The 24,429-nt window shown below is 46.3% G+C and carries 22 protein-coding genes; all 22 read left to right on the forward strand.

Features of this window, described 5'->3' with window-relative positions:
* Positions 1-46 precede the first annotated feature (46 nt).
* The 22 genes from AC0YN7_RS07015 (at position 47) to AC0YN7_RS07120 (ending at position 24,416) form a co-directional block, all read left to right on the forward strand.
* Entirely contained in the window at positions 47-904 is an 858-nt protein-coding gene (locus tag AC0YN7_RS07015; RefSeq protein ID WP_475809500.1) for an ABC transporter permease, read from the forward strand.
* Positions 905-915: 11 nt separating this feature from the next.
* The gene (locus AC0YN7_RS07020) at positions 916-1,800 is read left to right on the forward strand and encodes a carbohydrate ABC transporter permease (RefSeq protein WP_475809244.1); all 885 of its coding nucleotides are present in this window, start codon (positions 916-918) and stop codon (positions 1,798-1,800) included.
* 44 nt (positions 1,801-1,844) lie between these two features.
* Positions 1,845-2,975 (forward strand): aminotransferase class V-fold PLP-dependent enzyme, encoded by a 1,131-nt coding sequence (locus tag AC0YN7_RS07025; protein WP_475809245.1) that lies wholly within the window; start codon positions 1,845-1,847, stop codon positions 2,973-2,975.
* Between the two features lie 30 nt (positions 2,976-3,005).
* Complete coding sequence (locus AC0YN7_RS07030) at positions 3,006-4,025, forward strand: galactitol-1-phosphate 5-dehydrogenase (RefSeq protein WP_475809246.1); 1,020 nt, start codon at positions 3,006-3,008, stop codon at positions 4,023-4,025.
* A 106-nt stretch (positions 4,026-4,131) separates the two neighbouring features.
* The gene (locus AC0YN7_RS07035; protein ID WP_475809247.1) at positions 4,132-4,833 is read left to right on the forward strand and encodes a GntR family transcriptional regulator; all 702 of its coding nucleotides are present in this window, start codon (positions 4,132-4,134) and stop codon (positions 4,831-4,833) included.
* 11 nt (positions 4,834-4,844) lie between these two features.
* The gene (locus AC0YN7_RS07040) at positions 4,845-6,038 is read left to right on the forward strand and encodes a M20 family metallopeptidase (RefSeq protein ID WP_475809248.1); all 1,194 of its coding nucleotides are present in this window, start codon (positions 4,845-4,847) and stop codon (positions 6,036-6,038) included.
* The gene (locus tag AC0YN7_RS07045; protein WP_475809249.1) at positions 6,035-6,424 is read left to right on the forward strand and encodes a RidA family protein; all 390 of its coding nucleotides are present in this window, start codon (positions 6,035-6,037) and stop codon (positions 6,422-6,424) included. Before AC0YN7_RS07040 ends, AC0YN7_RS07045 begins: the two co-directional genes overlap by 4 nt.
* Entirely contained in the window at positions 6,400-7,164 is a 765-nt protein-coding gene (locus AC0YN7_RS07050; protein WP_475809250.1) for an MBL fold metallo-hydrolase, read from the forward strand. Before AC0YN7_RS07045 ends, AC0YN7_RS07050 begins: the two co-directional genes overlap by 25 nt.
* Positions 7,109-8,179 carry a Gfo/Idh/MocA family protein gene (locus AC0YN7_RS07055; protein WP_475809251.1) on the forward strand — a complete coding sequence of 357 codons (1,071 nt, stop codon included), beginning with the start codon at positions 7,109-7,111 and terminating at the stop codon, positions 8,177-8,179. The genes AC0YN7_RS07050 and AC0YN7_RS07055 overlap by 56 nt, the downstream gene beginning before the upstream one ends.
* Before the next feature lie 43 nt (positions 8,180-8,222).
* A complete protein-coding gene (locus tag AC0YN7_RS07060) occupies positions 8,223-10,874 on the forward strand; it encodes a hypothetical protein (protein ID WP_475809252.1) in 2,652 nt (883 codons plus the stop codon).
* A gap of 169 nt (positions 10,875-11,043) precedes the next feature.
* Positions 11,044-12,816, forward strand: a complete 1,773-nt coding sequence (locus AC0YN7_RS07065; RefSeq protein WP_475809253.1) for a sensor histidine kinase — start codon at positions 11,044-11,046, stop codon at positions 12,814-12,816.
* Positions 12,809-14,239: a response regulator transcription factor gene (locus tag AC0YN7_RS07070; RefSeq protein ID WP_475809254.1), complete on the forward strand. Its 1,431-nt coding sequence runs from the start codon at positions 12,809-12,811 to the stop codon at positions 14,237-14,239. The genes AC0YN7_RS07065 and AC0YN7_RS07070 overlap by 8 nt, the downstream gene beginning before the upstream one ends.
* Before the next feature lie 105 nt (positions 14,240-14,344).
* On the forward strand, positions 14,345-16,087 hold the full coding sequence (locus AC0YN7_RS07075; RefSeq protein WP_475809255.1) for an extracellular solute-binding protein: 1,743 nt from the start codon (positions 14,345-14,347) through the stop codon (positions 16,085-16,087).
* A gap of 109 nt (positions 16,088-16,196) precedes the next feature.
* Complete coding sequence (locus AC0YN7_RS07080) at positions 16,197-17,102, forward strand: ABC transporter permease (protein ID WP_475809256.1); 906 nt, start codon at positions 16,197-16,199, stop codon at positions 17,100-17,102.
* Positions 17,103-17,115: 13 nt separating this feature from the next.
* Positions 17,116-17,994, forward strand: a complete 879-nt coding sequence (locus AC0YN7_RS07085) for a carbohydrate ABC transporter permease (RefSeq protein WP_475809257.1) — start codon at positions 17,116-17,118, stop codon at positions 17,992-17,994.
* A 120-nt stretch (positions 17,995-18,114) separates the two neighbouring features.
* The gene (locus tag AC0YN7_RS07090) at positions 18,115-19,257 is read left to right on the forward strand and encodes an aminotransferase class V-fold PLP-dependent enzyme (RefSeq protein ID WP_475809258.1); all 1,143 of its coding nucleotides are present in this window, start codon (positions 18,115-18,117) and stop codon (positions 19,255-19,257) included.
* Positions 19,258-19,272: 15 nt separating this feature from the next.
* Complete coding sequence (locus tag AC0YN7_RS07095; protein WP_475809259.1) at positions 19,273-20,292, forward strand: galactitol-1-phosphate 5-dehydrogenase; 1,020 nt, start codon at positions 19,273-19,275, stop codon at positions 20,290-20,292.
* Between the two features lie 62 nt (positions 20,293-20,354).
* Positions 20,355-21,056, forward strand: coding sequence for a GntR family transcriptional regulator (locus AC0YN7_RS07100; protein ID WP_475809260.1), 702 nt, complete (start codon positions 20,355-20,357; stop codon positions 21,054-21,056).
* 11 nt (positions 21,057-21,067) lie between these two features.
* A complete protein-coding gene (locus tag AC0YN7_RS07105; protein WP_475809261.1) occupies positions 21,068-22,258 on the forward strand; it encodes a M20 family metallopeptidase in 1,191 nt (396 codons plus the stop codon).
* 2 nt (positions 22,259-22,260) lie between these two features.
* Complete coding sequence (locus AC0YN7_RS07110) at positions 22,261-22,650, forward strand: RidA family protein (protein WP_475809262.1); 390 nt, start codon at positions 22,261-22,263, stop codon at positions 22,648-22,650.
* A complete protein-coding gene (locus tag AC0YN7_RS07115) occupies positions 22,626-23,390 on the forward strand; it encodes an MBL fold metallo-hydrolase (protein WP_475809263.1) in 765 nt (254 codons plus the stop codon). Before AC0YN7_RS07110 ends, AC0YN7_RS07115 begins: the two co-directional genes overlap by 25 nt.
* Before the next feature lie 15 nt (positions 23,391-23,405).
* Positions 23,406-24,416: a Gfo/Idh/MocA family protein gene (locus AC0YN7_RS07120; protein ID WP_475809264.1), complete on the forward strand. Its 1,011-nt coding sequence runs from the start codon at positions 23,406-23,408 to the stop codon at positions 24,414-24,416.
* Positions 24,417-24,429 lie beyond the last annotated feature (13 nt).

The following is a 24,429-nucleotide window of genomic DNA, read 5'->3' on the forward strand; positions in this document are numbered from 1 at the left end:
TGGGTTTCGATTGAAAAGCAGAACATCCAGTTTCCCCTTGCATCTCATGCTGTGGCCTGGTTTGATTATAGTCCTTATCTTCAGCTACGGTCCCATGCTCGGTATCGTCATCGCGTTTCAAAAGTATATACCAGCCAAAGGATTTTTTGACTCGCAGTGGATTGGGTTAGCGAATTTTAAATTTTTCTTTAGCTTGCCCGATACGCTGCAGGTATTCAAAAATACGTTGTTTATCGCCATGATGAAAATCGTTACGGGCCTCATTGCGCCGATCACCGTTTCGCTCCTATTGAATGAGGTGATTCATAAATTTATTAAACGTGGCATTCAAACGCTGATTTATTTGCCTCATTTTCTATCATGGGTCATACTTGGCGGAATTCTGATCGATATTTTGTCACCTTCAAGCGGCATCGTCAACTATTTCTTGGACCTATTTGGGATCAAATCGATATACTTTTTGGGCGACAATCAGTGGTTCCCTTACGTTCTTGTTTTATCGCATTTATGGAAGGAATTTGGGTTCAGTACGATTATTTATTTGGCGGCATTAACGAGCATCAATCCTACCTTGTATGAAGCCGCAGTGATCGATGGAGCAAACCGAATCAAGCAAACGTGGCACGTCACGCTTCCGGGGATGAGACCGATTATCGTGTTAATGGCAACGCTCAGCTTAGGTGGCATTTTAAATGCCGGATTCGATCAAGTATTTAATTTGTATAGTCCTCAAGTGTATGAAAGCGGAGATATTATTGAAACATTCGTTTACAGGATGGGTTTAATTGACGCCCAGTACGGACCGGCTACGGCAGTAGGATTGCTTAGCTCGGTCGTGGCAGCCATTTTAATTTCCTTGACCTATTATCTTGCTTACCGCTTTGCTAAATATCGCATCTTTTAGGAGGGTTAGTTGTGCCCCATAGTGCATCTTTAAGCCGGAAAATATTCAATTTATGCAACTATACCTTTCTAATAGGCATATCCTTGCTTTGTTTGCTGCCGCTCATACATGTACTTGCCGTATCGCTCAGCAGCAACACGGAGGCATCGGCAGGAGTCGTCAAGCTATGGCCTGTCGGCTTCACGCTCAAGTCCTATGGATTCGTCCTCTCCAAACAAGAGTTTGTCGCTTCATTCTGGATTACGATCGAACGTGTTGCGCTAGGAACAGCGATCAATATGTTCCTGACCATCCTGATGGCGTACCCGCTTTCCAAGGAAGTAACGTCATTTAAATGGCGTACCATATATGTTTGGGTGCTGTTTGTATCAATTCTATTCAGCGGCGGCCTGATTCCATGGTATATGACGATTCGCGCGACTGGTCTGCTGGATACGATCTGGGCTTTGATCATTCCGAGCGCTGTCCCGGTATTTAATGTCATCCTACTATTGAATTTTTTTCGCAATCTGCCCAAGGAGATGGAAGAAGCTTCGTTCATTGATGGAGCTGGACATTTCACGACCTTATTCCGAATCTTTGTCCCACTTTCGATGCCTGCGCTTGCTACGTTAATATTGTTCACCATCGTAGGGCATTGGAATTCTTGGTTTGACGGACTGATCCTAATGAACTCTCCGGATCATTATCCGATGCAAAGCTATTTGCAAACAGTCGTCATTCAGAAAAACTTTACGTCGATTACGGAGCAGGAGATTAAGATGTTAGCTGAAATCAATGACAGAACGTTGAAGGCTGCGCAAATTTTCATGGGATCACTCCCCATATTATTAGTGTATCCGTTCCTGCAAAAGTATTTTATTCAAGGTATCGTTATCGGAAGCGTAAAGGAATAATAGAAAACTATTAGGTTAATAGGGCATGGAGAAGGAGACCATTTATGAAAGCGTTAATCGATAAAAATCGTTTCATTGGCTTGCAAGACTGTACATGGCTATATAGTGGAGCGGAGGTTCCGCCCCATAATGGCTGTCTCAATGCTGTAACTGAGTACTTTCATTACCGTGGAAAGGGACCGCACGGACGTGACAGAAATGCGGAAATCGAGCATTCTTGCAAGGTTAATATAGCAAGTTTGTTAAATGGCAAGTCTTCTGATATCGCGCTGCTCTCCAATTCATCAGAAGTAATTTCTATGATCGCTCATTCGCTTGACTTCCAAGAGGGTGATAATGTCGTGATCAATGACTTGGAATTTCCTGCGGGCGTGCTGCCCTGGGTACTACTTAACCAGAAAGGGCTGGAGGTTCGCGTTGTTCATCATACGAACTGGCAAGTTACGGTGGAAGACATCATGACTCAGGTAGATGAGCGCACAAGATTGGTCATGACCAGTCATGTGAGCTACAAGTCCGGTATGAGATTGGATTACCGTTCCTTATATGCTCGGCTAAAGGATACTCGTACGCTGTTATTTCTCGATGCGACGCAGTCGCTTGGCGCAGTACCTGTAGACATGAATGATGCTGATTTTGTTGTATCCAGCACCTATAAGTGGCTGCTATCAACGCACGGTATGGGGATCCTTGCCATTAATCGCGCGCGTGTTGCAGATTTCATGCCGCGTGCGGTTGGCTGGAGAAGCGTAACCGATATGTTCGCGGCGGATCGCTTTGAAACGTTCACGTTTCATGATGATGCGCGCAGATTTGAACTTGGTTATCCAAGTTATCCAACCGTATACGTAACGAATTTCTCTACAGGCCTGTTGCTGGAGCAAGGAATCGATCGGATTGAAAAGCATATTTTATCGCTTGGCGGCCAAGTGATCGAGCGGTTCCTTGATTGCGGCTTCGAAGTAATGACACCGTTGGAGCCTGAAAAGAGAGCGGGCAACATTAGCATTGTTGCAGAAGATGGGGATATTATTGCCCAATATTTGGGCGATCGCAATATATACGTCTGGGGTGGAGATGGACGGTTTCGAGTATCTGTACATTTGTTCAACGATGAAGAAGATATTGATAAGTTATTTAACGCGCTGGCGTCTTATAAGGATAAAGAAATGTAAATTTGTTTTTAGAAGAATGGAGGTTCGCTGGTGAAGGCTTTAGTGTGGAGTGCCGCGGAAACAATGAATTGGGAGGATCGAGAGCGTCCCGTTCCATTGGCGGATGAGGTGCTGGTGCGGATCGAGGCAGTCGGAATATGTGGCTCAGAAATCGAAGGATACCTGGGACATAACAGCCTTCGCAAACCTCCTTTAATTATGGGACATGAGTTTTGCGGTATTGTGGAGCAGGTGGGCAATTCGATGAACGACGCATTGATCGGCAGGAAGATTGTCGTAAATCCTCTGATGTACTGCGGACAATGCGACTGCTGCCGCAAAGGACTAACACAATTATGCGAGAGTAGAAAAATTATAGGCATTCATCGTCCCGGTGCGTTCGCGGAGTGGGCGGTCGTTCCGGCTTCGGCGGTGGTAGAAGTGCCAGAGTCCTTGAGCGCATTTCGCGCCGCGCTTGCGGAGCCACTTGCCTGCTCACTAAGGGCGACGAGAAGGGCGATGGAGCGGCATCCCTTTGCGAATGTGATTGTCTTCGGCGCTGGCGGCATCGGCCTTCTATGTGCGAAATCAGCTGTGCTTCTTGGCGCTTCAAAGGTGATGATCGTTGATACGAATCAGGAGAGATTGGAGATGAGCCGAGGGATCGGCATTGCTGAGACTGCAAATGCACGAAAGGATGATCTGGAGGAAAAAGCGAAGCAAGCGTTTGGCTCCAAAGGAATCGATGTCATTATCGATGCGGCAGGCTTCCAACCGACAAGAGAAGCGGCTGTAAAGCTAATTAATCCTGGTGGAACCTTGATGAACATTGGTCTTGGTATAGATGAAACGGTACTGCCGATCAATTATGCGATTCGTCAGGAAATCGAGATCCTTGGATCGTTCTGTTATACGAGGCAGGATTTTCAGGATGCAGTAGATTTATTGGTCTCAGGAAAAGTCACAGAGATTGGATGGACAGAGATTCGTTCACTTGCTGAAGGATCTCAGGCTTTTGAACAATTGGTTGCAGGCAAGGTAACGAGTGGGAAAATTTTGTTAAAGCCATAGTAGGATATTTATAGTCTATCGTGTGAACATTCTATACGATCCTTTTGTATATAATGTATTATATAGACATGTAACTAATTATGCGATGGAAAGTTGGTAATCTCGGATGAAAGAACAGATCACAAGACAGACATTTCTGGAAAAGCAGAGTATGAGCGTCGATTTGGCGGAATATATCAAGCAGCAAATACTTGATGGGAAGCTGAATCCCGGCGACCGGATCGTGGAGACGAAGGTTGCGAAGGAACTCGGCATCAGTCAGACGCCTGTACGGGAAGCGATCCGGCAGTTGTCCGGCGAAGGCATTATTACGATCGTGCCGAATAAGGGGCCGATGGTGCGCACGTTCGACATAAAGGATATTTTTGAGGTGTATTCTCTCCGCTCTATGCTGGAAGGTCTAGCGATTCGATTGGCCGTCCAGCTTGCATCGGATGTGGAAGTTGAGGGACTGGTGCAGCATTTCGAAGAGATGAAGAGAAAGATGGCGGATGATTCGGTAGATTCCTTGTTGGAAGATTCCGTATTTATTCATCAAAGCATAATTCGGCTTTCCAATCATTCCAGGTTAAGCGCAAGTTATGATTCAATTACGTTCCATATTTCACTGGCCGGACGAATACTGGGGAGAGTCTCGACGAAGCAGAAGGAAGTCGACCAGCACGCAGAGCTGATTGACGCACTTGTACGCCGCGATCCGGATTATGCCGAGAAGGTGATGCGGGGGCATATTCTTCGATCATTCAACGAATTTAGAGAGCTGCCAGAGGCGAAGGATTGGGAGTACGATGACATCAACTGGTTCTAGGGGTGAGATGAATGGATTTATCGGGGATTGAAGCGGAAGGTGCAACGCATCCTGTTGTTCGAATATTGGACGATCTAGTGCGCATACAAAGCGTTAATCCCTATTATGGGGAGGACGCTCGGGGAGAACGGGACGTTGCCGATTATATTGAAGCAAGGATGCGAAAAGCGGGACTGAGGGTCACTCGTCAGTCCGTATCCGACGGACGCGACAATATCATTGCCGAATTGCGCGTCGGTAAGCCAGAGTCTACGCTATTGTTCGAAGCGCATATGGATACGGTGTCGATCGGCAGCATGGAAGATGCGCTTGTGCCAACCTATCGCGATGGTCGATTGTATGGCAGGGGAGCTTGTGACACGAAGGGTGCTTTGGCGGGAATGATCCATATGATGGAGCGCTGCGCTCTACATCCGGAGCTTCTTGGCGCTGATCTTGTGTTCTGCGCTTCGGTAGATGAGGAGTATGCATTTCGGGGACTTACAGCATTTATGTCACTGGATATTCCGATTTCTGGCGCAGTCGTTGGGGAGCCTACGGAGCTTGGTATCGTCGTGGAGCATAAGGGCTGCGCGCGATTCGCGGTCCGGACGCATGGCAAGGCTGCTCACAGTTCGGTTCCGCACAAGGGAGAGAACGCCATCTATGCGATGATGGACGTCGTCCGCTATGTGCGGGAGCGGGTGGAGCCGAGGCTGGCGGGGATCAGCAGCAAATTGTGCGGGAAACCCACGATCGTTGTAAGCACGATCAGCGGCGGCAGTCAGATTAACATCGTTCCAGAAGCCTGCGAAATTCGCGTGGATCGCCGTATTGTGCCGGGAGAGTCGCCCGAGCATGTTTTATCCGAATTTGAACGGGGGATAAGGGCAGAGTTGAGCCAATTGAGGCTAACCGTAGAACCGCTGCTGCTCGATCCCGCTTTATACACGCCTCACGACGCTGCGGTTGTGCGGTCGGCGCAGCAGGTTGCCGATACGCTTGGCATGAATTCATCGCTGCGAGGCGTATCATACGGCAGCAATGCAAGCAAGCTTCAAGCCTGGAAAGGAATTCCTTCTATTGTGTATGGTCCAGGCTCGATCGAGCAGGCGCATTCCGCAGAAGAATGGGTTCCGGTCGAAGAGGTCATACGGGCGGCAGAATTTTACTATCAATTGGCTTGCAACTATAAGGTTAACCAAGAGGAGTGGGTTCACCGATGAGAAAAGAAATCATACATACAGATAGGGCGCCGAAACCGAGCGGTGCTTATTCGCAGGCCATAAAGCTTGGCGATATGGTGTATGTGGCAGGAACATGCCCGTTCGATCTGACGACGGGGGCGGTGCTGTATTCAGGAGATATGGAGCAGCAGACGCGTGTCGTGCTGGAGTATATACAGGAAATATTGCAGGTAGCAGGAACTTCATTGGAACATGTCGTCAAAGTGACAGCGTTCCTCGATGATTTGGACGAATTCCAGGCGTATAACCGCGTTTATGGATCATTATTCCAGGAAGAACCACCTGCTCGCAGTACGATTGAAATCGGCAAATTTCCCCTCGGAATGAGAGTCGAAATCGAATGCATCGCCTATATACCGTCATGATCAAGCTCGACAAGGGCATTTACATGGTTGGCAGCGGTAAATTTGGCGCTCAGATCAGTGATTCGATGGACTGCAACATCTATTTGCTGGATGGAGGTAATGGGGAATTTGCGCTGATCGATGCTGGAGGCGGCGTGAATCCAGAGCGGATCCTCGCAAATATCGAAAGTATCGGCATCGAACCCGAGCAAATCAAATATTTGCTACTAACCCATGGACATGGAGATCATGCGGCTGGAGCGGCTTTTTTTTATCGAAAGTTCGGATTGCAAGTCATCGCTTCCAAGGAAGTCTCACGCTGGCTTGCCGATGGGGATTTGGAGAAGTTCAGTGTTCCTGCTGCGATTCGGGCAGGCGTATATCCTTTGGATTATGAATTTCCGTCGTGCCCGGTTGCTAGAGGCGTCGAAGAGAACGATGAAATTACGATTGGGAGCGTCGTGCTGAAGGTGTTGGAAACGCCGGGACATGCGCGGGGGCATCTCTCCTTTTTGATCGAGCGGGAGGGGAGAAAGCTGCTGTTCGGCGGCGATTCTATTTTTGCCGGTGGTAAAGTTGTTATTCAGAATATCTGGGATTGTATCATTCCCGAATATGCGGATACGGCCGCTAAGCTGCACCAACTCCACATCGATAGCCTATTTCCCGGGCATGGATCTTTTCTGTTGACCGACGCTTGGAAGCATGTTGAAAAAGCGTATGATTGCTTCGAACGGCTGGATGTGCCGCCTAATTTGTGAATGGGAGTTGGAACGGATGAATAAGGTGAAAGTGGGAATTATCGGCTTGGGCAGATGGGGCATGTGTCATCTTGAGGCTTTCAGCTCACTCGGGCAGGCTGAAGTGACGGCGATATGCGACAGTTCTTCAGAACGGTTAGAGCGCGCCGGCAGAGAATACGGCATTAAGCAACTTTATTCCAATGCGGATGACCTGTTGCTGAACGATGATATCGATTTGATCAGTGTAGTTACCTTTGAAAGCCAGCATCTGGAGCCGACCTTGAAAGCGCTTCACTCAGGCAAGCATGTCCTTGTCGAGAAGCCGGTAACGACCCGGCCTGAAGAGGCGCGGGAAATGCAGGCTGCCGCCGCAGCCAGCGGCAGGCTGCTGCTGCCTGGACATCTGCTGCGCTTCGATCCCCGTTATGCGGCGATCAAAGAGGCGATTCAGTCGGATAAGGTCGGCACTCCGGTGAGCATGTATATGAAACGGGCCCGGGAGCACTTTTTATTTGAAACCTTTAAGCGGGTGCATACGGTTTACGAGCTGATGATACACGATATCGACTTGGCCATCTGGTATGCCGGGTGCCGGGTTAAGAAGGTAAAGGCTTACGGAAGAACTGTGTCGGGCGCTTCCTCCCCTGAAGTGCTGTGGGCAAACCTCGAATTCGAGAACGGCGCGATTGCCGTCCTTCACAGCAACTGGATGACGCCGGACGCGGCAGGCATTGAAATTGCCGACGCGATCGAAGTGATCGGCCAAAGCGGAACGGCGCACTTCGAAACGAGCCATTCTGGCTTGCACATTTGGGATGGTGGTGGCAGACTAACCCCTGATATGAATATACATGTAAAGCTTCATGGACAAACAGTAGGAAGCTTGCGTGAGCAGTTGACCTATATTTGTCGTTGTATTGCGCAGGGTGAGGAGCCGTCCGTCATTTCGTTCGCCGACGCTGTACATGGTGTCGAGGTCGCAGACGCGATAGTCGCATCGTGCGAGACAGGACAAGAGGTTGCGATTGGATAGGCGTGTCAGGTAGCGTTGAAATGATTGGGATGAGGTGTTTGAGATGATTTTGGAGCTGCAGGAAAGCGTGGACCAGCTAGCTTTAACATTGCCGCATTTCCCAACACGAATGCAGGCTGTTATTTGGCGAAATTGGGGGCTCGTGCCGATTAGCAGAATAGCGTCGGTGCTTGGCGCTACGGAGGCGCAAATTAGGGAAGCTGCCTGGGAGCTTGGGCTTGAAGAATCGCCGTATAGGAACGAAGTGAAATGGCTGGAAAGAGGCTATATTACGATTATTCGCGCCAACTGGCATCTGCTGCAGTTCAAGCAACTGCTGCAACTGCTCGGTTGGACAGAGGAGCAACTAGCCTTCACTTTGAAGGAAGATGATTTCCTGTGGATTAAGCTGGGCAGCAAGAAGCCTTGGATCGAACCGGTACACTACCGTCCATTGAATCCGGAGGAGCGTGAACGGACGCGATGGATAAAAGAGACAGCAGTGACGCACTTTGAATCAATAGAAGAAGCTACGACTGCTTTTTCGGATCGACTCGAACAGCCTTTCGATTTTCTAACACAGTATAAGGAGAATGCAAAGCGCCGTGTTTCGATACGGGATCCACGTTCGGATGAGGTAAGGCTGGATGTTCCATGGACGATTGTGTTTCCGGAAGGGAAATCTCTGATTGAGGCTGCTGCGGAACGTTTCGTGAACAAGCATGAGCAGGTATGGGGCAGCAAGTGGGTGCTAAGGCGAGAATCTGCGTTAGAAGGACCTGTCTTGCATGTCGAAATTGCGCCGAATTATTCCCTACTTGCAGAAAGCCATAGGATCTCGGTAAAAGCTGATGAGATTATGATTAGTGCCGTCGATGAAGCCGGTGTGATGCGTGCGCTGCAATGGCTTGCCGGGCAGATGCAAAAAGTCGGTGTTCCCTATTTAACTGTGGGAGATTATCGTCGCAGTTCCAAATTCGATACGCGCATTATTTACTCCTATAGCGCAGTTTACGGGGATCCGCTTTTCGAACCCGAGTTGGACCCATACCCGGACGAGCTGCTTGAGAGGCTGTCCGATCTGGGTGTCAACGGGGTCTGGCTGCAAAGCGTGCTGTACAGCCTGGTGCCATGGGAACCAGCACCGGAATTATCCCACAATTGGGAGAAGCGCATCATCGGATTACGTCTGCTTGTGGAACGTGCTGCGCGATATGGTATCGGTGTCTATCTGTACTGCAATGAGCCGAGGTCCATGCCCGTTTCTTTCTTCGCGGATAAATCGGATTGGCAGGGGCATATCGAGGACGGACAAGCGATGCTATGTACGTCTAATCCAGACATACAAGAGCTGCTCAGCAGCGCAATTTCCCGTTTGTTCCGCGAGGTGCCCAATTTGGCAGGCTTGTTTACGATTACCATGTCGGAAAATTGGACTCATTGCTATTCTCGAGCGGCTGACGGTAAGACTAATTGTCCTCGATGCAGTCTGAGGTCACCTGGTGAAGTGACAGGTGAAGTGAACCGACTAATTGCAGAAGGCGCGTACAAAGAAAAGAAAGATGCACGCATTCTTTGTTGGACATGGGGGTGGAGTACGGTTTGGGGTTGGAAGGAGAGCGATTTCTCAACTGCAATTGCAGCACTACCTGATCATGCGATTGTCATGTGTACAAGCGAGGAAGCAATTCCGACGAACGTTGCCGGCATTCAAGGCAAGGTGATCGATTACTCGATGTCCAACATTGGACCGGGAGAGAAGGCATTAAGTACGTGGCGAGAGGCCAAATCGCGAGGGCTGCGGACGGCGGCGAAGGTACAGTTCAATAATACATGGGAATGCTCTGCAGTTCCATTTTTACCTGTTTTTCAGCAGCTGGAGGAGCATCTGAATCGTTTACATGATTCAGGAATTGATAGTTTGATGTTAAGTTGGACGCTGGGAGGTTACCCTTCCCTCAATTTAGAGCTAGCGGCAGAATACTACTGGGATATGGAGATGGACGTTGGCAATGTAGCTAAGAGTGGTATTCGTAAACTGCTACAGGGTAAATTTGGAAGCGACGCGGGTCTAGTGATCGAAGCCGCTTCGGCCGCATTCAGCCGAGCATTCCGGGAATTTCCGTTCGATCTAAGTGTGCTGTATGTCGCTCCGCAAAATTACGGTTCCGCAAATCTGCTGTATCTAGAGCCTACGGGTCAGGCAGCGACGATGATTGGATTTCCATACGATGATCTTCAGGGTTGGCGTGGAATTTATCCGGAATCCGTCTTCGCTGCTCAGTTCAAGAAGCTAGCAAACGGATGGAAGAAAGGACTGCAACAACTAGAAAAAGCTCGCAAACGCGTGCCGCCGGAAGCCGCACACGAATTCGATGACCTGATGACAACGGCTACCGCAGCTTATCTTCATTTTCACAGCACATATTTGCAGATCACATTTGTGAGAACACGCAATCGCTACTTGGCTGTGAAGCACATAGATACCCAGCTTAAGGCATGCCGTAGGCTGATGAAGCTCGTCCGCATGGAGGCGGATAACGTTCAGCAGTTGTACGAACTTGTTATCCGGGATTCGCGGATCGGCTTTGAAGCGAGCAATCATTATTACTATACGATTCAAGATTTGAAGGAAAAGAAGCTGAATTGTGCGTTCATTCTCGAACGGCTGCAGTACGTCGAAGCGGATTTGACGACCAGACTCCCCGACATTTAACAGCAAAAAAAAACCGCCCTACTGGCGGTTTTTTTTGCTGTAACCAGTTGATTCTGCCGCTATCTATTAATTCTATTATAATATTGCCTCTGTTTCGCGGGAATGATATATTGGGGGAAATTGGTAAGTCGTATGTTACAATCCCCCATCTGATCAGGGAGGAAATTCGATGGATTATTTGAAGAAAAGGCCTATTAAGTTACAATTTTTAATGATATTTATTCTTTTCGTATCGGTCGTCGCAGTGGTCATGCTCTTGACTTATTCTCAATCTAAGAAAATGATTTATGAAAAAAACGAAGAGTATTCGATCGAACTTTTGGATAAAATTACACAATATATCCAATCTCAAATCGAGAATATTGACGGATTGGTCATTAATACCTCTTACAATATGGATGTTCATCAGTATTTAAAATCCACTGATCTAATCGATAAGATTGACTTATTTAAAAAGGTCGACTCCCAATTCACCACCATTAGTCAGCTTGAAAACGGGATAGTCGATATGACCATCATAGGTGAAAATGGTAATAATGTGAACCTCATGTCAGATAAAAACAAGAGGAAGACGGTAATAGATACCATTGAGGAAATGAAAAATAGTCCGGACTTACGATTGAAGCCCTATTATGCTGGATTAAAAGAAATGGTTGATAACGGTGCCGGTCATCATTACTTTATTATCGGTTCCAAAATTAACAACATATATCCATCGCATACGCTAGGTTATTTTATTGTCATATTGGATTTGAACGCACTGTTTCCGAAATTTAACACTATGCTTGAGAATGGCTTTGGAAACTTCTATGTATTGGATCGCAATGGGACGGTTTCCTCTAGCAACGATATGGCGATGATCGGGAGAAAACTGGATACCGCCGCGATTAAGGATAATGAAAAATACATCATTCAAACAACGGAGTTGCCTGATCTTCAAGGGAGAATAGTGAACATCTACTCGAAACAGAATTTGTTCCGGGGATTGGAAAAAATCAAAGTTGTATACGGGTGGATTTTGATCATTTTTATCCCCTTCATGTGCTTACTACTTTGGGTAATCAGCCGTAACGTACTTGAGCCAATCAAGTCTTTTATGAGGTTTATTCAGGTCCAGAAGGTCAAGAATATCTATCACAGTCAAAAGAGAATAGAGTTGATTGGATATAACGAGATTATGGTAATGGCCGATAGGTTCAACGGTATGTTGGATGAAATTGATCATTTGACCGATGAAGTTATATCATCTGAAACGAGAATTATGAAATTGGGATTATTGAAGAAGCAGGCGGAGCTCGCATTCTTAAAGCTGCAGGTAAATCCTCATTTTTTGTACAATATGCTAGAATCGCTGCGAGGAATGGCCAATGAAGTCGGTGCAATGGAAATACGAGATATGATTGCAGCGCTGGGCAAGATGCTTCGATATAGTATTAAAGGTCAGGATATAGTTAAACTCGGTGAAGAGCTGGATATCGCAAAGTCTTATTTAAAGCTGCAGCATTTCAGGTTCGACGACCGGTTTGAGATTCATATTGAGTTTCCAGAGGAGTTATTAAGATATAGGGTTATCAAAATGATTCTTCAGCCAATTTTGGAAAACGCAATCACTCACGGACTCGAGAACAGAATGGTAAAGGGGAATTTGTGGCTCGGAGGACAGATGACACTAGAAGGTGATATCGTCATACGGATCAAGGATGATGGGCTTGGAATAACAAATGAAAAATTGGAGTCCATCCAGGCGGAACTGGCTGCGGGTGAGGACTTTCTTGAGCGAATCAATAATAACGATAATGAACATCTCGGGATTGTAAACGTTCACAACCGCATAAGAACTGCTTATGGTACTCCTTATGGACTAAGGATTGCCAGTGAAGAGGACAAGGGTACAGAGGTTCAGCTATTGCTGCCACAGAGGGGAGAAGAAGCTAATGCTTAAAGTACTGCTGATAGATGATGAGAAATGGATTGTAAAAAGTTTAAAGTCGATCGTCAACTGGAAATCTCTCGGATATGAGATTATAGCTGAAGCATTCAACGGAATAGATGGGTATGAGAAAATCAAGCAACTTTCGCCTGATCTGGTGTTTACTGATATTCGTATGCCAGGAATGGATGGTTTGGAATTAATAAGAAAAAGCAATGAATTAAACAGGGATATTAGCTTTATTGTAACGTCTGGATATAAGGAGTTCGAATATGCCAGAAGGGCGATTCAATACGGGGCGCTATCCTATTGTCTAAAGCCATTTGATGAGGCAGAAATTGTGGAGGTGTTGGACCAATTTAGCAAGAAGCAGCAAAGGAATAGAGCCATCCTTCATATGGAATTGTTAACTATGTTTCAGGAGAACGAAGGATTTTCAAACCAGCTGTTGCTAGAAACTATGAGCAAGTTAGGTTTTGATTGGGATGAGAGAATCGGTGCGGCGGCCGTCGTTGTTGTGGGCACCGCTAATCTGCAAATTCCAGTGGGAGTTCCATATATTTCTCTGCAGATAGGTAAAAGTCTGAAAGCCTATATCATTCGAGGTGGCCACACAACAGTACTAACAGATTCGCTTCCCCAAGAGCTTCCAGAAGGGGTTTCAGGCATTGGAATTGGTAACTGTGTGTATGATCCCACGAACCTCATTAATTCGATCGGGGATGCAAGTGTCGCAGCACATCGCTTCTTCATCACTGGAAATAAGGGGATTTGGAGTACTCGTTTTCCAAGCGGTAATTTAGCTGAGATCAAGGAGATTCTATGGAAGTTGAATCAGACTCGGAATTCGGGACTTGTTAATGAACTGACCGAGAAAATCGAATCTTTGATTGCTGAGGGATCGTTTACGATAAGGAACGCAGTGTCTCTATATAATATGGTCTTATTCCATGTTTATAATCTGGAAGAAGAGCAATTATTGTCCTATCAGCAATTATCGAATCGATTCAGTCATGTAAATGAGATGATCGCTTATCTAAAATCTCTGCTACTGAACCATTACAATCGTTCCTTCGCGCCAAGCCCCAAAATCCTTCCTCCAACCACCTTTGGCAAAATCGTGGCTTATATTGACGAGCATTTCAAAGAAGATCTTTCTCTGCAAATGATATCTGAAAAGATGAATCTGAATCCAAGTTATGTTAGCCAATTGTTTCGAAAAGAAGCCTCCGAAACCTTCCTGCAGTATTTGACTAAGAAAAGAATAGCCAATGCTTGTAGATTATTAATCGAAACGAGTTTTTCCATTCAAGAAATATCGGAAAGCTCTGGTTATTTGGATTACTTCCATTTTGCCAAAACATTCAAAAAATGTATGGGTCTAACCGCATCGCAGTACCGGGAAGCACATCGTAAGGAAGTGGGTAAAATATAGACATAACGCCACTAACGTATAAACATATGAAAGAGATTGTACATCATATATCCTATAAACTGTAAGCGTTAACAAAGTAGTTGAAAACAAAGGGAGGATATTGAATTGAAAGCATCTCAAAGAAAACTTATGTTAATGGTTCTGATTGGTTGTGTCTTGTTGGCCGCGGCGTGTAGTTCTGGAAATTCTACTCCATCTGCAACTGAACCAAGTACTAGCCCGGAGAGCACTTCGAGCAGCACGACCGAGGCTGCAGTGCCTCCGCAAGAAGAATATGTCATAAAAATTCTTACCCAAGATAATGATCAGATTAAAAGAAGCGACGAAACTAAAATCGGAAAAGCTATTAAAGAGAAATTTAATATCGTATTTGATTTTGTTCAAACACCGGGCAATTATACAGATAAATTAAATCTGATGTTGGCTGGTGGAGATTATCCGGAAATCATCACAATTCGGGACAATGCCACGTTTGATAAATATGTGCGTGCCAGCGCTCTGCTTCCACTTGATGATTTTGTGGAAAAATCACCAGACTTCGCCAAAATGTTCAGCGTGCAAATCCCATTATGGAAATTGACTGCCCCAGACGGAAAGCTATACAAGTGGGAGGGTGGTGTACCGGTTGATTTCAAAAATTATATAGAGGTTCTCGATATCGGAGTGCGGACCGACGTACTTAAGCAGCAGGGTTGGCCGAATTTACTGTCAACTGAGGATTATATTAAATTCCTAAAGCAGGCATTGAAGGATAATCCGACTACAAACGGTCAGAAGACACTTGGTATGGTTGTACCTTTCGCTGAGCCTTGGGGAATGCAAGGTATTTCCACCATCATGTATGAGAAGGGTGGAAGGTATACAGCGGCTGCCGGAAATATGGGAGTCATTTGGAATCAGGTAGACAAAAAATTTGAAGACACGATGACGAATGAATATGTGAAAGAAAGCTTGGGCTTCTTCAATAAGCTTTATCGAGAAGGAATACTAGATAAGGACTCATTCACAGATAAATACGATCAATTTGTTGAGAAACTCAATAGTGGCAGGGTGTTGTCTTCCTGGTATGTGGTATGGGGACTGTCAACTGCGAATCAAGGATTAATCGACGCCGGACATCCAGAGATGCAATATATCAACATGCCAGTTCGCAGTATGACGCAGATGGAGCGGAACGAGAAACGTCAAATTCGCGTAGAGGATACACGCCCATTCGATATTTTCGCTATTACTAAAAATGCCAAGCAACCTGAGAGAATTAAGGAATTGCTGGCGTGGGCAGCGACTGAGGAAGGGCGGGTCTTGTTGCAGTCCGGATTCGAAGGAGAAGAATATACGATTGTCGATGGTAAACGTGTACCGACTGAAGCCTACAAGAAGACGTTGACTGATATGGATGCACAAAGAAGCGTAGGATTCGGATTGTTCAACTTCTTAGGTAATGTATTGACGAACGGACAGGACGGAGTTCCTTACACCATGGGCTTCGATCCAATCATTCAAGATGAATTAGGCTTGACAAAAGAAATGAGAGAAGCCTATAACGCATTGGGCTGGGAGAGCTCCAAGGATTATTATTTAGAGACCGGAGAAGTGGCCAATACCGGTATTGCTGGAACGGTTTCCATAGACTCTACATCTGATCTTGGTACATTGCATCAGAAGATGGTCGATTTCCGTGTGAAAAATTCTACTAACTTGATCATCAAACCAAAAAATGATGAAGAATTCGATACCTTGTATCAATCGATCGTCAGCGAGTACCAAAAACTGAATCCGGATCTTGTAATCAATGAATATAACCGACTCTATCAGGAAAAGCAAGCACAGCTAAATCAACTAAAATAAGGTGAGTTAAGGGCTTGAGGATGATGAGAGTAATGGATATTTGGATCGACAATCGGTTCAATCTTCATTGCTTCTCTTCATCTCTTCCGAGTTGCGGAAAGGATAAATTATGATCACAAAAATCGTTAGACAACGATATTTGTATGCCATGCTAATACCGGCTGTCTTGATAGTATTTACTTTCTCGTATGTTCCTCTCTTTGGCTGGATGATTGCCTTTGTTCATTATCAGCCCGGTTTTCCTTTGTTCAATTCGGAATGGGTTGGATTGCAGCAATTCAAAGCGTTCTTCACGGAAACAAATGACTATATGTACCTATTACGAAATACACTTTCGATTAATATAGGAGCTCTCTTTGCCAACTTAGGAACGGCTTTCCTGTTCGCTCTTCTATTAAATGAAATCCGACAGCGTTTCTTCGGTAAACTGATTCAGACCGTTACTTTTTTTCCCTTTTTCATATCTTGGATCATTATCTACTCTCTTTCAAGCGCGTTGTTTGCTACCTCTTCAGGTGCGATAAATGAAACTTTAGTGCAGTGGGGATGGATCGACGAAGGCATTAATGTGCTTGGGGATCCTATGTACTCGTGGGCTTTTATTATCCTAATAGGGGTATGGAAATTTTTGGGCTACAACAGCGTCATTTTTATTTCAGCTATTGCCTCGATTCCATCTGAATTCTATGAGGCCGCCCAAATAGACGGAGCTAACCGATTTCAGAGAATGTGGCACATTACTATACCGAACCTTATCCCGACCCTAATTGTACTACTAATTTTGAACAGTGGGTGGATACTTAATTCCAACTTCGAGCAGTTTTACCTGTTCACCAATACAACGAACTGGGAGAAGATGGAGGTTCTCGATATATACATTTATAGATACGGACTGCAATTGCTTAATTATCCCTATGCGACAGCGGTTGGCATTATGAAGACCATTATAAGTCTCATTATTATCATGTCAGTCAACACCATCGCCAAAAAAACAACGGGGAAAGCCATATTCTAGATAGGAGAACAAGATGAAGGAACGAACGATAAGCGGCACCCTATTCGATATCGGCAATTTTTTGTTTATGCTGTTCATTTTGTTACTCATGGTATTTCCATTCATTTATATCATCAGCTATTCCCTGAGCAGTCCGAATATGCTGAAGGGCGGACTTGTTCTGTTTCCAACAGGATTTACGTTTGATTCTTACGTGAAAGCACTCGGGGATTCTGCGGTTTTAAAAGGGGCCCTCGTATCGATCGCACGTGCATTGATTGGTCCTGCAGTAATGTTGTTTTTCACCTCCATGGGTGCTTATGTGCTCACGCGCAGTGATTTGGGCGGTGTGAAATTTTTCCGCAAATATTTCGTGTTTACGCTTTACATTTCCAGCGGGATCATCCCGATGTATCTGTTGATGGGTTATCTCCAGTTGAAGGGAACCTTCTTGATCTATATTCTTCCAGGTGCTGTTTCCGTTTTCAACATGGTGTTAATCAAAACGTATATTGAAGGATTGCCTAAGGAGTTGGAGGAAGCTGCCGTAGTCGACGGGGCGAACGATTTTAGGCTATTTTTTCAAGTGATATTCCCGATTTGTACACCTGTGTTTGCCGCCGTTGTGTTGTTTGAATGTGTCAATCAGTGGAATGCTTTTATTGATACACAAATCTATAACACGATGTCTCCTAATTTGTACCCCTTGCAATATGTGCTGTATAACACGTTGAATCAAATCAATTCGCTAGAGCAATTAAGAGATCAGGGGCAAAAGCAAATGAGTGCCATTACACCACAAACCTTTAAGATGGCCATTACAGTCATTACCGTTTTGCCAATTGCTTGTGTATATCCTTTCCTACAAAAATATTTTATTAAAGGTTTGTTGGTTGGCTCAATCAAAGGGTAAGTTCAGCGGACATTTACACCGACTAGCAGTGCTCTATGCTGCTAGTCGGTACGCCTTTGTGACTGGTGCATCAGATGGACCTTGAATGATTTCATTATTAAAAAAGACTAGGAGAAGCCTATGAATGCATTGATTAATAAGCAGTCTTTTGTCGGATTACAAGATCAAACTTGGTTATACAATGGAGCTGAAGTTCCTCCGCACCAGGGTTGTCTGGATGCCGTAGCTGATTATTTCAACTATAGAAGCAAAGGACCGCATGGACGTGATCATAACGCCGAAATCGAGCAAGCATGCAAAGTTAATTTAGCGAGGCTCTTAAACGGCAAGCCATCTGATATTGCTTTGTTGTCCAATTCATCGGAAGTGATCTCTATGATTGCACAATCGCTAGATTTCAATGATGGCGATAATATTGTGATCAATGATTTGGAATTTCCTTCAGGTGTTCTGCCGTGGGTCTTGATGAAGCAGAAGGGGCTGGAAGTTCGGGTTGTGAATCATAGGCAATGGAGAATAACCGTTGAAGACATCATGGCGCAAGTGGATGAGCGTACGCGATTGGTCATGACAAGTCATGTGAGTTATTTGAGTGGGGCTAGATTAGATTACCGTTCATTATATGCGCAACTCAAGAATACCAAAACACTGCTTTTACTCGACGCTACACAGTCGCTTGGTGCAGTTTCGGTTGATATGAGTGAATCGGATTTTGTGGTATGCAGCTCCTATAAATGGCTACTATCCATTCATGGTATGGGTATTCTCGCAGTAAACCCTGCAAGAACAGCGGCGTTTCAGCCTCGTTCAGTAGGATGGAGAAGTGTTCACGATATGTTTGGCTCGGACCGTTTCGAATCCGTCAAGTTTCATGAAGATGCTCGCCGCTTCGAGCTAGGTTATCCGAGCTACGCTACGGTCTATGCAACCCGGTTCTCGACAGGTCTCCTACTGGAGCATGGAATCGATCAGATTGAGAAGCATATTTTGACGCTTGGCAGCAAAGTCATTGATCGGCTTCTGGAATGTGGTTATGAGGTGATGTCGCCCGAAGACCCTGACAAAAGGGCAGGGAACATCAGCGTAGTTGCCAAAGAAGGAGAATCCATTGCTCGTTATTTAAGCGAGCATAATATTTACGTATGGGGTGGAGACGGACGGTTTCGGATATCCATTCATTTGTTCAACGATGAAGAGGATATAAATAAGCTGTTCAATGCATTGGAATCATTCAAAAATGATCGTGAAACGGCCATGAAATAGAATGGAGGTACTTAGATGAAAGCGTTAGTGTGGAATGCCGCGGAAAGAATGGACTGGGAAGATCGGGAACGCCCCATCCCCCTGTTTAATGAAGTGCTGGTACGTATCGAGGTTGTCGGGATTTGCGGCTCGGAAATAGAAGGGTATATGGGGCATAACAGCCTTCGCACCCCCCCTTTGATTATGGGACATGAGTTTTGCGGAATTGTAGAGCAGGTCGGTGATGAAGTTAATAAAGCGTTAATAGGTAAGAAAATTGTAGTTAATCCTCTTCTCTCCTGCGGAGAATGTGCTGGCTGCCGAAAAGGGTTGCCCCAATTGTGCAAGAGCAGAAGAATAATTGGTATTCATCATCCAGGGGCATTTGCGGAGTGGGCGATTGTTCCGGCCGATACTACAGTGGTAGTTCCTGAATCAGTGAGCTCTTATCGTGCTGCTCTTGCTGAGCCCCTTGCTTGCTCGCTTCGGGCAACTCGAAGAGCAATGGAACGACATACATTTGCCAATGTTGTCATCTTCGGTGCGGGGGGTATCGGTTTGCTCTGTGCCAAGACAGCAGTGCTTCTTGGTGCATCGAAGGTCATGATTGTCGATACGAATGAGGAAAGATTGAAGATGTGCCGAAGTGTCGGGATCGCAGAAACTGCTAATGCGCTCGAGGGCAATCTGGAAGAGCGGACGAAGCAAGTGTTTGGATCCAAAGGGATCGATGTCGTAATCGATGCTGCCGGCTTCCAACCGACCAGAGAAACAGCGATGAAGTTGCTTAATTCAGGCGGAACTTTCATGAACATTGGTCTTGGAATAGATGAAACGGTACTGCCTATTAATCATTTGATACGTAGTGAAATCGAAATACTAGGATCGTTCTGCTATACGCGTGAGGATTTTCATGATGCTGTAGATCTGCTAACCACAGGAAAAATAACAGAAGAGGGCTGGACAGAGATTCGACCGCTTGCTGAGGGGGATAAGGCGTTTGCTGATTTGGTTGCTGGCAAGGTGACAAGCGGAAAAATATTACTAAAGCCTTAACTGTGATTTCTCAGGTCAATATTGTCGCAGAATAAATTTCGCTTTGGAAAGCTGGTATACCTATGAAAGCACCAATAACGAGACAAACCTTTTTGCAAAAACAAAGCATGAGCGTTGATTTGGTTGAGTATATCAAGCAGCAAATTCTGGATGGGCAACTTTATCCAGGTGACCGTATCGTGGAAACGAAGGTCGCGAAGGAGCTTGGCATTAGCCAGACGCCAGTTCGGGAAGCAATTCGTTTATTATCGGGTGAAGGCATCATTACGATTTTGCCAAACAAGGGACCGATGGTTCGCACATTTGACATGAAGGATATTTACGAAGTGTATTCACTTCGTTCTGTTCTGGAAGGGCTAGCGATTCGGCTCGCTGTTCAGCTTGCTACCGATAGTCAAATAGATGCTTTGGTGCAGCACTTCGAGGAGATGAAGAGGAAGTTGGAAGACGATACTGTTGATTCCTTGTTGCAGGAGTCCAGTTTTATTCATCAAAGCATCATTTGGTTGTCCAATCAGTCCCGGTTAAGCGCAAGTTATGATTCCATCACCTTTCATATTGCGCTTGCGGCTCGAATGCTTGGACGGGTATCCACGAAAAAAAAGGAAGTCGAGCAGCATGCGGAGCTGATTGAAGCGCTTGTACGCCGCGATCCGGATCACGCTGAGAAGGTAATGCGCCAACATATTTTTCGGTCGTTCAACGAATTCAGGGAGCTGCCTGAGACGAAGGATTGGTCATACGATCACATTAATTGGCTTTAGGAGTGAGAAGGATGGATTTATCATCGGCGGTTGATACCGAAAGTACAGCGCATCCAGCTGTACGGATTCTGGACGATCTGCTGCGCATTCAAAGCGTAAATCCACATTATGCGGAGGATGCGCGAGGAGAGAGAGACGTTGCTGATTATATCGAGGAGCGTATGCGTAAGGCGGGGCTACAGGTCACCCGGCAGCCTGTTGTTGATGGACGTGACAATATTATCGCTGAATTGCGGGTAGGTAAGCCGGAATCAGCTTTGCTATTCGAGGCACACATGGATACTGTATCGATCGGGAGTATGGAAAATGCGTTTGTACCTACTTACCGCGAAGGTCGGTTGTATGGTAGGGGAGCCTGCGACACAAAGGGAGCATTGGCCGGCATGATTCACATGATGGAACAATGCGCGCAACATCCAGAGCGTCTGAACGCGGATCTTGTATTCTGTGCTTCAGTTGACGAGGAATACGCCTTCCAGGGACTAACTCAGTTCATGTCGCTTAATTTTCCGTTATCAGGAGCTGTTGTTGGCGAGCCGACAGAGCTTGGCATCGTCGTGGAGCATAAGGGTTGTGCTCGATTTACTGTGCAGACGCACGGTAAGTCCGCACACAGCTCGGTTCCGCACAAGGGAGAGAATGCCATCTATGCGATGATGGACGTCGTCCGCTATATACGGGAGCGCGTGGAGCCGGAGCTGGCGACGATCAGGAGTGCATTGTGCGGGAAACCAACGATTGTTGTGAGCACGATCAGCGGAGGCAGTCAGATTAACATCGTTCCGGAATCCTGTGAAATTAGCGTCGATCGCCGTATCGTACCGGGGGAGTCGCCAGAGCTGGTATTATCTGAATTTGAACGGGATATAAGGGCAGAGTTGAGCGAAACGGGGCTAACCATAGAACCGCTGCTGCTCGATCCCGCATTAAACACACCGCATGACGTTGCAGTTGTACGGTCGGCGCAGCAGGCTGCCGAAACGCTTGGTATGAATTCATCATTGCGAGGCGTTACGTACGGAAGCAATGCAAGTAAGCTTCAAGCATGGAAAGGCATTCCTTCTATTGTATATGGCCCAGGCTCGATCGAACAGGCTCATTCTGCCGAAGAATGGGTTACAGTCAATGAGGTTGTTCAGGCGGCTGAATTTTATTATCAATTGGCCTGTACCTATAAGGGTAATCAAGAGGAGAGAGGCTAGCGATGAGAAAAGAAATTATATATACAGATAAGGCGCCGAAACCAAGTGGTGCTTATTCTCAAGCCGTAAAGCTTGGCGATATGGTCTATGTAGCTGGAACATGTCCATTTGATACCGTGACGGGAGAGCTGTTGTTCCCGGGAGATATGGAACAGCAGACGCGCATCGTACTCGAATATATGGGTGAAATTTTACAGGCCGCCGGAACTTCATTAGAGCATGTCGTCAAGGTGACCTCCTTTATTGATGACCTCAACGAATTTGAGTCATACAATCAGACTTACCGTAGATTTTTCCAAGAGGAACCGCCAGCTCGCAGCACAATTGAAATTGGCAAATTTCCTACTGGCATGCGCGTGGAAATTGAGTGTATCGCTTACATTCCGTCATGATCAAGCTCGACGAGGGCATTTTCATGGTCGGCAGCGGTAAATTTGGCGCTCAGATCAGCGATTCGATGGATTGCAATGTCTATTTGCTGGATGGAGGCAATGGGGAGTATGCACTGATTGATGCAGGGGGCGGAGTGAATCCCGAGCAGATCGTTGCGAATATAGAACGCATAGGTATCGCTCCCTCACAAATCAAGTATTTGGTGCTTACCCACGGACATGGCGATCACGCGGCAGGTGCTGCCTATTTTCAACATCGGTATGGAATTGCGGTAATAACTTCAAAGGAAATCCAACCCTGGATTGAGTGGGGAGACAGAGATAAGGTTAGCATCATTGCTGCGGTAAAAGCGGGTGTGTATCCGAAGGATTACCAATTTCCGCGATGCTCTGTTACCCGGGGTGTACAGGAAAATGATGAGATCGTCATCGGAGATACCGTACTGAAGGTAATCGATACGCCGGGCCATGCACGGGGTCATATTGCTCTTCTGTTTGAGAGGGATGGGAGAAAGCTGTTGTTCAGTGGGGATACTGTGTTTGCCGGAGGAAAGGTTGTTATCCAGAACATTTGGGATTGTATCATTTCCGAATATGCGGATACGGTCGTCAAACTGCACCAACTCCACATCGATAGCCTTTTTCCGGGGCATGGCATGTTTCTGTTAACCGATGCTTGGAAGCATATCGAGAATGCACAGGCTTGCTTCGAACGGCTGGAGGTTCCGCCGAATTTATAGAGAGGGAGTGAACTTATGGACAAAGTAAAAGTAGGTATTCTTGGCTTGGGCAGATGGGGGATGAATCATCTTGAAGCCTTTTGCTCGCTCTGGCAAGTGGAGGTAGTGGCTGTCTGCGACAACTCGCCAGAGAGGCTGGAACTAGCTAGGCAGAAATACGGCATTAAGCAGCTTTATTCCAATTCGGATGACCTGATACTAAACGATGATATAGATTTAATCAGTGTAGTTACCTTCGAAAGTCAACATCTAGAGCCAACCTTGAAAGCGCTTCGCTCGGGCAAGCATGTCCTTGTCGAGAAGCCGGTAACAACCAGGCCGGAAGAGGCACGGGAAATGCAGGCTGCAGCCGCAGACAGCGGTAGGCTGCTGCTGCCTGGTCATCTGCTCCGCTTCGATCCCCGTTATGCGGCGATTAAAGAGGCGATTCATTCGGGGAAGGTCGGTACTCCGGTGAGCATGTATATGAAACGGGCCAGAGAGAACTTTTTATTCGATACCTTTAAGCGAGTGCATACGGTCTACGAGCTAATGATACACGATATTGATTTGGCTATTTGGTATGCCGGTTGTCGGGTCGTGAAGGTAAGGGCTTACGGAAGAACGGTATCAGACTCCGCCTCTCCAGAAGTGCTTTGGGCTAACCTTGAATTCGAGAATGGTGCAATTGCCGTCCTACACAGCAATTGGATGACACCTGACGCGGCAGGCATTGAAATTGCAGACGCGATCGAAGTGATCGGCCAAAACGGAACGGCACACTTCGAATCGAGCCATTCGGGCTTGCACATATGGGATGGTGGAGGCAGACTAACGCCTGATATGAATATACATGTGAACCTTCATGGGCAAACAATTGGAAGCTTACGTGAGCAGTTGACTTATATTTGCCGCTGTATAGCACAGGGTGAAGAGCCCTCCGTTATTTCGTTCGCCGACGCCGTTCATGGGGTTGAAGTTGCCGATGCGATCGTCGCTTCGTGTGAGAAAGGGCAAGAAATTGTGCTTGGAGTGGCAACGTTGTGAGGGGGAGAGTAAG

The sequence above is a fragment of the Paenibacillus sp. J31R122 genome (genome assembly GCF_056269185.1).

Bases quoted from the DNA above. Each gene is read 5' to 3' on its own strand.
- AC0YN7_RS07015 (WP_475809500.1), top strand. From the start codon at position 47: ATGCTGTGGCCTGGTTTGATTATAGTCCTTATCTTCAGCTACGGTCCC.
- AC0YN7_RS07025 (WP_475809245.1), top strand. From the start codon at position 1,845: ATGAAAGCGTTAATCGATAAAAATCGTTTCATTGGCTTGCAAGACTGT.
- AC0YN7_RS07035 (WP_475809247.1), top strand. From the start codon at position 4,132: ATGAAAGAACAGATCACAAGACAGACATTTCTGGAAAAGCAGAGTATG.
- AC0YN7_RS07040 (WP_475809248.1), top strand. From the start codon at position 4,845: ATGGATTTATCGGGGATTGAAGCGGAAGGTGCAACGCATCCTGTTGTT.
- AC0YN7_RS07045 (WP_475809249.1), top strand. From the start codon at position 6,035: ATGAGAAAAGAAATCATACATACAGATAGGGCGCCGAAACCGAGCGGT.
- AC0YN7_RS07050 (WP_475809250.1), top strand. From the start codon at position 6,400: ATGCATCGCCTATATACCGTCATGATCAAGCTCGACAAGGGCATTTAC.
- AC0YN7_RS07055 (WP_475809251.1), top strand. From the start codon at position 7,109: ATGTTGAAAAAGCGTATGATTGCTTCGAACGGCTGGATGTGCCGCCTA.
- AC0YN7_RS07060 (WP_475809252.1), top strand. From the start codon at position 8,223: ATGATTTTGGAGCTGCAGGAAAGCGTGGACCAGCTAGCTTTAACATTG.
- AC0YN7_RS07065 (WP_475809253.1), top strand. From the start codon at position 11,044: ATGGATTATTTGAAGAAAAGGCCTATTAAGTTACAATTTTTAATGATA.
- AC0YN7_RS07070 (WP_475809254.1), top strand. From the start codon at position 12,809: ATGCTTAAAGTACTGCTGATAGATGATGAGAAATGGATTGTAAAAAGT.
- AC0YN7_RS07080 (WP_475809256.1), top strand. From the start codon at position 16,197: ATGATCACAAAAATCGTTAGACAACGATATTTGTATGCCATGCTAATA.
- AC0YN7_RS07085 (WP_475809257.1), top strand. From the start codon at position 17,116: ATGAAGGAACGAACGATAAGCGGCACCCTATTCGATATCGGCAATTTT.
- AC0YN7_RS07090 (WP_475809258.1), top strand. From the start codon at position 18,115: ATGAATGCATTGATTAATAAGCAGTCTTTTGTCGGATTACAAGATCAA.
- AC0YN7_RS07095 (WP_475809259.1), top strand. From the start codon at position 19,273: ATGAAAGCGTTAGTGTGGAATGCCGCGGAAAGAATGGACTGGGAAGAT.
- AC0YN7_RS07100 (WP_475809260.1), top strand. From the start codon at position 20,355: ATGAAAGCACCAATAACGAGACAAACCTTTTTGCAAAAACAAAGCATG.
- AC0YN7_RS07105 (WP_475809261.1), top strand. From the start codon at position 21,068: ATGGATTTATCATCGGCGGTTGATACCGAAAGTACAGCGCATCCAGCT.
- AC0YN7_RS07110 (WP_475809262.1), top strand. From the start codon at position 22,261: ATGAGAAAAGAAATTATATATACAGATAAGGCGCCGAAACCAAGTGGT.
- AC0YN7_RS07120 (WP_475809264.1), top strand. From the start codon at position 23,406: ATGGACAAAGTAAAAGTAGGTATTCTTGGCTTGGGCAGATGGGGGATG.